This window comes from Fischerella sp., assembly GCF_013388695.1.
In the GTDB taxonomy this organism is placed as follows: domain Bacteria; phylum Cyanobacteriota; class Cyanobacteriia; order Cyanobacteriales; family Nostocaceae; genus PCC9605.
Window position 1 is genome coordinate 1 of record NZ_JACAEU010000086.1, and the last position, 9,157, is coordinate 9,157.

Consider the following 9,157-nt stretch of genomic DNA (forward strand, 5'->3'; position numbering starts at 1 on the left):
CATGAATTATGTTTGCATACATTTTTGTAGCTCGATGCCAAATCATTGTAGAGACGTAGCATTGCTACGTCTCTACATACCCGTGAATTGTAAATTCATATCTTGATTCAGCAACGCCAGAATTAGAACCTTTTTCCACCTAATACATTCCATCATCTAGCTAAATATTGCTAGCTTATGCATATTTCCGTTAAGCAAGTGTTGCATCACCTCAAAACTCTAGCACAATAAGAGAACAAGATTTAGCTAAAAAACTCAGTTGCTAGCAACTCAACTTTAGTGTGGTTTGGGTAGAGTGAAACTCATAAAAAATTGCTGATTTGTAACAATTGCGAGGGAGACAATATGGACGTTAAAATGCTCCTAAGTGAATATGCAGCAGGGAAACGAGATTTTATTGGTGCACATCTGCATAAAGTAAACTTAAGTGACACTGATTTAAGTGGTGCAAATTTCTGTGGAGCAGACTTGAGTGGAGCAGACCTCAGTCGAGCCAATTTGAGTGGATGTAACTTCAGTCGGGCAAATATGACTGATGCAGATTTAAGTGGAGCAAATCTGATTGGTGCAAACTTGAGTGAGGTTAACCTAATTGGAGCAGACTTAATTAATGTCAATCTTGAGGAAACAAACTTAAGTCGTGCAGATTTGCGGGGTGCAAATTTAGTGAGAGCCAACTTAAAGAAAGCAAACTTAAGTGAAGCAGAATTAAGTGGTGCAGATTTAAGTGGTGCCAATCTCAATCAAGCCAATTTAATTGAGGCTAATTTGAATGAAGCAGAACTAAATGGTGTAGATTTAACAGCAGCAACCGTAACTGAAAGAGAATTGAGTGAGGGGGTCGTGCATACTGGTTTATCCCACAAATGGGTAACTTGGGCTGGCGGTTCCTAAGTTGTTAAATCAACAGAAGCAGGGGTAAAATTTATCCCCTGCACTTTGAAATTGGTAAGAACAGCAAATCTAGGGTGGGCATCAACTGCTATACTCGAACAATCTTGATTTCACATTGGTGGGGTTGCCCACCCTACGATTATTAATACTACGATTATTAATAACAGTTCCAACCAGATATATTGGTCAGTGATATTGGTATGCCAACAGAAGATGGCTATACTTTCATCCGCCGAGTCAGGACACTGAAACGGGAACAGAGCGCAAAAATTCCAGCGATCGCCCTAACAGCCTATGCTGGAGAGAGCGATCGCCATCAAGCATTATCCGCAGGGTTTCAAAAGCATCTTCCCAAACCAATAGAACCAGCAGAATTAGCTGCTGCTGTCGCTAGCTTGTTAGATTGAGAGTGAGAGATGGAGAGTGGGAATTAGGCATTGGGTATTGGGCATTGGGCAAAAATAAGTCAAAAGCATGCCCAAGGGGCGCAGCGAAGGGTTAAAAGCTAAAAGTAAAAAGAAAGAATTTTTTCTTTTACCTTTTTACTTTTTACTTTTTACTTCTCCAGTTCCATTGCAAGAGTGCCCACTAACCACTAACCACTAACCACTAACCACTAACAACCTTCTCAAGCATAAACCTTGCGATAGTATGCCTGATACTCCTCAGACAGCAGAGGTTGCCACCAGTCGCGGTGAGTAAGATACCATTCCACAGTCAGACGTAAACCCTGTTCAACACTAACTGAAGGTGTCCAGCCTAATTGAGTTTTTATCTTTGTCGCATTAATGGCATATCTCCGGTCATGTCCGGCTCTATCCTTGACAAAAGTAATTAAGTTTGATGCTGGACTAACTGGCAGATTCGGGGCCAATTCATCCATCAGCTGGCACAACATTCGTACTAAATTAATATTTTCTACTTCATTATTGCCGCCAATATTGTAAGTTTCACCTGCTACACCGCGATGAATTACCACATCTAAAGCACTACAATGGTCGCCCACATAAAGCCAATCTCGGACATTTTTACCATCACCATATACTGGTAATTGTTTACCCATCAAGGCATTGATGCACATTAGAGGAATGAGTTTTTCAGGAAACTGATAAGGGCCGTAATTGTTAGAGCAATTCGTAATAATAGTTGGTAGTTGGTAAGTATGGTAATAAGCACGAACTAAGTGATCGCTACCTGCTTTCGATGCCGAATAGGGACTATTGGGAGCATATGGAGTAGTTTCGCTGAAAGGAGGGTCGTTGGGGGCGAGACTACCGTATACTTCATCAGTAGAAACGTGCAGAAATCGATAGTTAGTGGGTTTGGAATTTGCCTGCCAATGTTGGCGAAAAGCTTCTAGTAAAGTGTACGTACCCACTACATTAGTTTCTACAAAAGCACCAGGTCCCAAAATCGATCTATCCACATGAGATTCAGCGGCAAAATGGGCGATAGTGTCGATATTTTCAGTTTGTAGTAGATTGTCGATAATAGAGCGATCGCATATATTACCTTGTACAAAGCGAAAATTCTCTTGTTCCTCCAATCCTGCCAAGTTTGCCCGATTTCCTGCGTAAGTCAAGGCATCCAATACTACAACTGTGTCATTTGGATAACTCTTACACCAGTGATGGACAAAATTTGAGCCAATAAACCCCGCACCACCAGTTATCAACAACCGACGACTCATTAAACTCACTCCTCTTTCTCGGCGTTGTTTGCGTCATGGTCGCAATAAAATACTAATACAAGAAGGCAGCCAGCTTTCAAGATCATAATGCGATCGCAACTACACCTTAGCGAAGCGCGAAGCGATCGTGCCGTTCGTCAAATCTGCACTCGCGCGATCGCGCAAGGTTGTTGGTATCTCATGGAACTCACCGCTTTGATTTTGCTCATTCCCATCGGTTATCCATTTGCCTTCGACCATGATTGCTGATGCCATAATTGTTTCCTCAGCGTGATGGTGAAATTGTGACTTTGCTGCTTTAGTTAATTCGATGTATGTAACCAGCTTGTAGCCGATGTATTTTATGATAACGGCAAAGAATTTATCAAATTCACCAACAATAAATGGTTAAAACAAGATTATGCAAGCCAGTTTTTTAACTACTGTTCTATTACCTATCGCGCTAGCTATCATTATGCTGGGGATGGGTCTATCGTTGCTGCCAGAAGATTTTCAGCGTGTGAGCAAGTATCCTAAAGCTGTCTCGATAGGCTTAATAAGTCAGTTAATTATTTTACCTATTATTGGCTTTGTAATTGCTAAAGTTGTGCCAATGCCACCTGCGATCGCAGTCGGGTTAATGATACTGGCACTGTGTCCAGGTGGGCCATCATCAAATCTAATTACATACCTTGCCAAGGGGGATGTTGCACTCTCTGTCACCCTGACAGCATTGAGCAGTATCATCACAGTATTTACGATTCCCACGTTTGCAAATCTTGCACTCCAGCATTTTATCGGTCGAACTGCTGCGATCGCACTACCCATTAGTTCAACGATGCTGCAAATTTTTCTAATTACGCTCGTTCCGATTGGGTTGGGAATGTATTTGCGGCAAATATTTCCAGAACTTGCCCTCCGCCTCGAAAAAGTTACTAGCCGCCTGGCGATCGCATTACTGGCGATCATTATCATCGCACTCATCATTCGCGAGTGGGATCGCCTCCCTGGCTTTATTCTTCAGGTTGGAATCTCTTGTGTACTGTTGAATGTCTTTTCAATACTTGGAGGGTTATATATTAGCAAGCTGTTCAACCTCGATCTTGCTCAGCAAATCTGCATTGCCATTGAAGTTGGTATTCAAAATGGTACACTTGCGATCGCAATTACCGCCGGACTACTTAACAACCCTGATATGGCAGTTCCTGCTGCTGTTTACAGCTTGTTTATGAATGTGACAGGGTTCGTTGCCATTGGCTATGGTAGAAAGTTGGTTCTGTCGCAAAAAGTGAAGAAGATCGTAGGGTAGGTGGTTAGAGGATGTTTTAAAAGTTCTCTTGTCGGTAGCAAAAAGTTTTAGATCCCCCATTATCCCCCTTAAAAAGGGGAGGCAGTGCGGTGGACTCTTTCCCCGGCATAAAGCACCTGCCGTGGACTTTGATTCCAGTTACCCCCTTAAAAAGGGGGGCTAGGGGGGATCAATAAGTGCCGAAAATCACAGCCAACCACTTTTCAAACAACCTCTTAGAGTCGCAGGCGATCGCTACCTTCGTAGAGTGCAAGCAGTTGTGTAAATAAAAAACCACGCCCACGAGGGGCATGGTTTTTGATTAAATTCTCAAATATTTCTTTTTTATCTTCGCGAATATACTCTGTATGCGTAATTTTTTCACGCGCATTCTTGTCAGACTCTTAATATTAGCAGGTTGATGAATTTTGTGGTCAAAAAACTCATTTAAGTCATCCAGAATAATTTGCAAACGCTTAGTAATATTTTCAGTCCGATACTCTGCAAAAAAATCTTCAGGTAATGCTGGCGATGTCCAATCTGCAAGAACTTTTAAAATACGTTGAATATCATATTCTTTTGAATAACCAGCGATTTTATAGCAATTAAATCCAGGATCTAAGTAATCAGACAGTCCACCGTTGATACTGGAGAAGACCTGACAACCACAAGCAAGAGCTTCCATTGGTTGCAGACCAAATCCTTCACTTACGCCCTGTAGTGCCCAATATTCAGCAGAATCATAAAGATAAACCTTAGCCCGATTGAATAGTCCTGCTAAATCTTCTACATAGGAATCAACCACAAATACTTGACAATGCCGCTGCAAAGCTGGAATCAATTCCTGCATTAAATATTCAGAAGATTTGCGAGCCTGAACTAAAACATCAATATCTCTTTCAAGATTGAAATTTTGAAATTCATTACCAATTTGATTGGGCAAATAATAAATCAAAGAATTAGGTGAAATTTGTCCCCAATATCCCATTGTATTGCGGCTAACAGTGATGATTGGAATACTCCCAGGAAGTTTAAAACCGTAACCAGCACTGTGAGCATGGTACACAACATTATATTGTTTGAGCTTGGCAACAAGTTGAGCTACATCAAATCCCCAACTAACGACAAAAATCACATCATCTAAATTTTTCTGTTGAATTACATCATCTATGAAAAGTTTTCCCTCTTCTCGTTGACGGTAAGTCACGACATCAGCATGACAAATGAGCTTGGCTAGATTAAATGTTTTTAATTCTGCCCAAAGACCACCGCAGGCAAATTTGCCATCTGTCCCAGGGAGTAAAAAATAAAGTTTTCTCATGATATTGATTTTCCTGAATGAGCGATTAGGGACTGGGGACTGGGGACTAGGGATTAGGGATTAAAAACTTTCTCCCCATCTCCCCCTCTCCCCCTCCTCTCACTCCCGCCAGCGTACTTTCACAAAATACGCTTCTCGTCCCCAAACGTCATGGGTACGTGTTATGTTTTCAGTTTCTAAATTAAAGGGAATAGCAGTTGTCAAGTAACGTTGTGCTAAAGCACCTATATTAGGGGCTAGTTCTGCTGCTGTTGTTGCCGCTAATCCTAAACCAACGAGTTGTTCAATCGGTCCTCGCGGTAGCAAAACATGGGCACCCACAGCAAGTCCAGCTGTCAACAACATTGCCACTGATAAATTTGTGCCGCAACGGGGATGTACAGCTAAATGCCATTCTCCATTCGTCAGCCGATGTAGGGCAAGTGTAACCGCGCGTCGCAAATCGCTGATATTTACCTCGCCATAAAGGAAAAATCCCCGATCTGTAGACAAACCACTTAAAAGTTCGTTGTCTATCTGAAAATTGCTAGAGGTGACGAGAGGAGGATGAGTGCTTTTAGATTCACTCAGAACCCAAACTGTGGCATGTTCTAGAGCATGAACCTGTCGCAGCATGAGAATTTCTTTCAAGCCTGGAATAAACGATAGCTGTCTGAGTAAATCGGCATCTAAGGTCGGTTGAGGTGTGGTTAAATCAAAATTAACAAAGTCAAAGGGAAACTCGTTTGTTTTCGCATAAGTAGAAGTATTCATAACAACACTGCTCCCCAAGCTGATGGAGCAATATAGATTTCTTTCAAATGTACCGTTTCAGCCCGTGGATTGTTGCTAATTTTTGTTGACTACTACTAGAACGTCGATTCAGTATTCAGAAATTGTCTTTATGGGTGAGATAAGGGAGACACCCTTCGGGAGGTCAAAAGTCAAAAGTCAAGATTCTAATGCGTGACTTTTGACTTTTGAATTGTTTTGTCCTCCTTATCCTTCTTTTCATTTGAAGATTACTGAATCGGTGCTATGCAGGAGGCAGAAGGAAAAAATATTTGTACCATATGCTTTTTGGTTTCCTCTAGCTATCTAGTTGTTTCTGCCGCACTGCACTAGATATTTTGTCTTTTAAGCAAAGGCGAAACTTACCAAGGGCATTTGGCAGCGGTGAAAGGCGTCCACTCTGTGGAAAGAAGCAGCGTCTCCCTCGCGCCAATGTCCTTGTCCATACAGTTGGGATGCTTGACCTAGCCAACATGATTCTCATAAGTGGGGAAAACTGTCTTAGCCCCTAACAAATATTCCAGTACTCTGTTGCGCTTAATTTTGAAAGGTTCACACTGAACGTCAGGCGTGAGGAGAAGAACAAATAAAAACCTATCAAAATGGGCTTAGCAGCATACTAGTAATCTGTTAATTCATTGTTTGGGTTGGGCAGAGGACAGCAATTGACATCATTCAAGCAGACTTTGCCCCAGTGCAATGCCCAGCGGACAAGAGCTACTCGATTGTCTGTACCCGTTTTGGTGAGAATGTTGCTGATATGGTTATCAACTGTACGCTTACTAATTTCCAGTTTAGCTGCAATTTCTTGATTAGTTAAGCCAGCGGCCACTAAGTCGATAATTTGCAGTTCTCTGTCTGACAGACTTACAGGGGTCTGAGACTCGCCACCAGCCATGCTTTATTTTATCCTCCTTGGTATATGTACTTAATCGCTCTTTTTCATTCTAGAAGATTCTTTTGCTGGTAGGCATTTCCAGTGTTAGCAGTAATACTTATTATTAATTTTTCTTTTTATATCGGTTATGTAGCAGTAGGGTGGCACATAAAATTGTATTTTATTTTACAAATAAAAAATCAAGCCAAAAATATTACCGCTTTAAATAACACTAATTAGAAGAATTAACAGTAATTTTGAGTGGCAGAAAATGCTGTTTAATTGTATGAACAACTGCCGACAAAGGAGTAGAAATTATTGTAGATTTTATACTGGAAATTTCTCTTCCAAAATCGAAATTTTAAAATCAGATGAGTAATTCCCGTGTTTTGTGCTTGGGTGAAATTTTATTTGATTGTTTAGCCGATCAATTAGGGCGATCGCTCGAAGAGGTCGAGTCTTGGACTCCCTACCCAGGGGGTGCACCAGCTAACGTAGCCTGCGCCTTGGTAAAGCTGGGGATACCAGCAGGATTTATCGGCTGTGTGGGTGAAGATGAACCTGGTAATGAATTAGTAGAGCTATTGCAAAAAATAGGTGTAGATACAACTGGTGTGCAACGCCATCCTACAGCACCGACGCGGCAGGTTTATGTTGTGCGCTCCCTATCAGGCGATCGCCACTTTGCTGGATTTGGACAGTATAGTACCACAGAATTCGCTGACACCCGCCTGCAAGCAGGGCAATTACCAATCAAGCTATTTGAAGCAGCAGATTTTTTGGTTGTAGGTACTCTAGAATTAGCCTATCCCGAAAGTGGTAAAGCAGTTCGCCGTGCTTTGGAACTAGCAGAAGAATACAACCTCAAGGTTTTGTTAGATGTTAATTGGCGTCCTGTATTTTGGACGAATCCTGACATTGCACCGCAAACGATTCGCGAATTATTCAAACAAGTCGATTTTCTCAAACTCTCACTAGAAGAAGCTGAATGGCTATTTGACACCAGAAGACCGAGAGAAATTCTCAACCGCCTTGACTCCGTGGAGGGTGTAGTAGTGACGAATGGAGAACACGGTTGTGCTTACTCCTTTGAAGAAAATGACGGTGAGTTACCAGCTTTTTCTGTTTCTGTTGCTGATACAACTGGTGCAGGTGATAGCTTTGTTGCTGGGTTAATTCAGCAGTTACTAACTCATGGGATGCAAAGCTTGAGCGATCCAGAAAAAACCAAACAAATTGTCACCTATGCAACTGCTGTCGGGGCGCTGACGACAATGAAACCGGGGGCGATCGCATCTCAACCTACCGCAGCGGAAGTGGAAGCTTTTCTTTTGCAGCAGTCTAAGTAATGGTAGTAGGGGCAGGTTTGGCGGATAATACTCAATTGAGGCGACAATTTATCTAATAAACCCAACCCTACAAATTTCATGAGTCTTGAGCAGATTAAATCTGCAAACTCTCCCTAATCTCTTGAACAATTTCCTGTGGCGGCTGTGAAATATCCACATAGACAGCATCAGCAGGTTCCTCAAGGGCATCAAGCTGACTTTGAAGGAGTTTTTCGGGCATAAAATGATTTTGCCGCTCTTGTAGGCGTTTTTGGATCAACTCATACGACCCTTTAAGATAAACCAACTTGATGCGTTTATCACCAATTAAAAAATACTGGCGATAGCTATCTTTCAGTGCTGAACATGCCAGTACAACATTTTGATTTTCTTCCAACCATTTTTTGATTGCTGCTTGTATATCTTGCAACCACGGCAACCTGTCGGCATCATCTAAAGCAATACCACGGCGCATTTTGTCAATATTTTCTGGTGAGTGGAAATTGTCGGCGTCACGAAATTCCCATTGCAAGGAGTCTGCCAATAGTTGACCTATGGTAGTTTTACCGGAACCAGAGACGCCCATGACGAGGATTATCATTACCAATTGCTAACTGAAGACTGGTTAGTTTTTGTGAATTATCTCCAATTTTTAGGCATTCTATACTTAATAAAAACTCTCTAAAAATATATTTGCGCCCCTGTCTTGAGAGTAAGTAGCCAAGGTGAAACATGGCAAAATCACGAAAAAAGGAAGAAATGCTATCTCTCCTTTCTCAAATACAGGAGAATCATACCACTGAAGAAGCGATCGCCATGTTGCGAAACGAGCAAGCTTTTGAGTTTTTAACTAAACAGGTCGTTCGGTAAAATAGCATAAACCTGTAAAAAAAGGGCGTTGCTGAATCAAGATATGAATTTACAATTCACGGGTATGTAGAGACGTAGCATTGCTACGTCTCTACAATGATTTGGCATCGAACTACAAAAATGTATGCACACATAATTC

Annotated in this window: 10 protein-coding genes and 1 pseudogene; 5 read left to right on the forward strand and 6 right to left on the reverse strand. The window is 41.7% G+C overall.

What is annotated here, in order from left to right:
• The first annotated feature begins 345 nt into the window (after positions 1–345).
• A complete protein-coding gene (locus HXY43_RS11525) occupies positions 346–894 on the forward strand; it encodes a pentapeptide repeat-containing protein (RefSeq protein WP_290883352.1) in 549 nt (182 codons plus the stop codon).
• 167 nt (positions 895–1,061) lie between these two features.
• Positions 1,062–1,301: pseudogene (locus HXY43_RS11530) on the forward strand (response regulator); the annotation flags it as partial.
• Positions 1,302–1,522: 221 nt separating this feature from the next.
• Here HXY43_RS11530 and rfbB read toward each other — a convergent pair.
• Together rfbB and HXY43_RS11540 are read right to left on the reverse strand one after the other, a co-directional pair.
• On the reverse strand, positions 1,523–2,584 hold the full coding sequence (rfbB, locus tag HXY43_RS11535; protein WP_290883354.1) for a dTDP-glucose 4,6-dehydratase: 1,062 nt from the start codon (positions 2,582–2,584) through the stop codon (positions 1,523–1,525).
• 99 nt (positions 2,585–2,683) lie between these two features.
• Positions 2,684–2,839 carry a hypothetical protein gene (locus tag HXY43_RS11540; protein ID WP_290883355.1) on the reverse strand — a complete coding sequence of 52 codons (156 nt, stop codon included), beginning with the start codon at positions 2,837–2,839 and terminating at the stop codon, positions 2,684–2,686.
• A gap of 145 nt (positions 2,840–2,984) precedes the next feature.
• Here HXY43_RS11540 and HXY43_RS11545 point away from each other — a divergent pair, with 145 nt between their 5' ends.
• Positions 2,985–3,872: a bile acid:sodium symporter family protein gene (locus HXY43_RS11545; RefSeq protein WP_290883356.1), complete on the forward strand. Its 888-nt coding sequence runs from the start codon at positions 2,985–2,987 to the stop codon at positions 3,870–3,872.
• A 301-nt stretch (positions 3,873–4,173) separates the two neighbouring features.
• Here the strand turns inward: HXY43_RS11545 and HXY43_RS11550 are convergent, their stop codons facing one another.
• The 3 genes from HXY43_RS11550 to HXY43_RS11560 all read right to left on the reverse strand — a co-directional run bounded on the left by HXY43_RS11550 (position 4,174) and on the right by HXY43_RS11560 (position 6,841).
• Entirely contained in the window at positions 4,174–5,172 is a 999-nt protein-coding gene (locus HXY43_RS11550) for a glycosyltransferase (RefSeq protein WP_290883358.1), read from the reverse strand.
• A 99-nt stretch (positions 5,173–5,271) separates the two neighbouring features.
• A complete protein-coding gene (locus tag HXY43_RS11555; RefSeq protein ID WP_026731195.1) occupies positions 5,272–5,925 on the reverse strand; it encodes a DUF6391 domain-containing protein in 654 nt (217 codons plus the stop codon).
• A 637-nt stretch (positions 5,926–6,562) separates the two neighbouring features.
• Positions 6,563–6,841, reverse strand: coding sequence for a helix-turn-helix transcriptional regulator (locus HXY43_RS11560; RefSeq protein ID WP_026731196.1), 279 nt, complete (start codon positions 6,839–6,841; stop codon positions 6,563–6,565).
• A gap of 350 nt (positions 6,842–7,191) precedes the next feature.
• On the opposite strand from HXY43_RS11560, the gene HXY43_RS11565 reads away from it, so the two are divergent.
• Entirely contained in the window at positions 7,192–8,169 is a 978-nt protein-coding gene (locus HXY43_RS11565; RefSeq protein ID WP_290883361.1) for a carbohydrate kinase, read from the forward strand.
• A gap of 94 nt (positions 8,170–8,263) precedes the next feature.
• Here HXY43_RS11565 and HXY43_RS11570 read toward each other — a convergent pair whose 3' ends face one another.
• The gene (locus HXY43_RS11570; protein WP_290883363.1) at positions 8,264–8,749 is read right to left on the reverse strand and encodes a gluconokinase; all 486 of its coding nucleotides are present in this window, start codon (positions 8,747–8,749) and stop codon (positions 8,264–8,266) included.
• A 131-nt stretch (positions 8,750–8,880) separates the two neighbouring features.
• Between HXY43_RS11570 and HXY43_RS11575 the strand changes: the two genes are divergently transcribed.
• Complete coding sequence (locus HXY43_RS11575) at positions 8,881–9,018, forward strand: hypothetical protein (RefSeq protein ID WP_290883364.1); 138 nt, start codon at positions 8,881–8,883, stop codon at positions 9,016–9,018.
• The last annotated feature ends 139 nt before the right edge of the window (positions 9,019–9,157 follow it).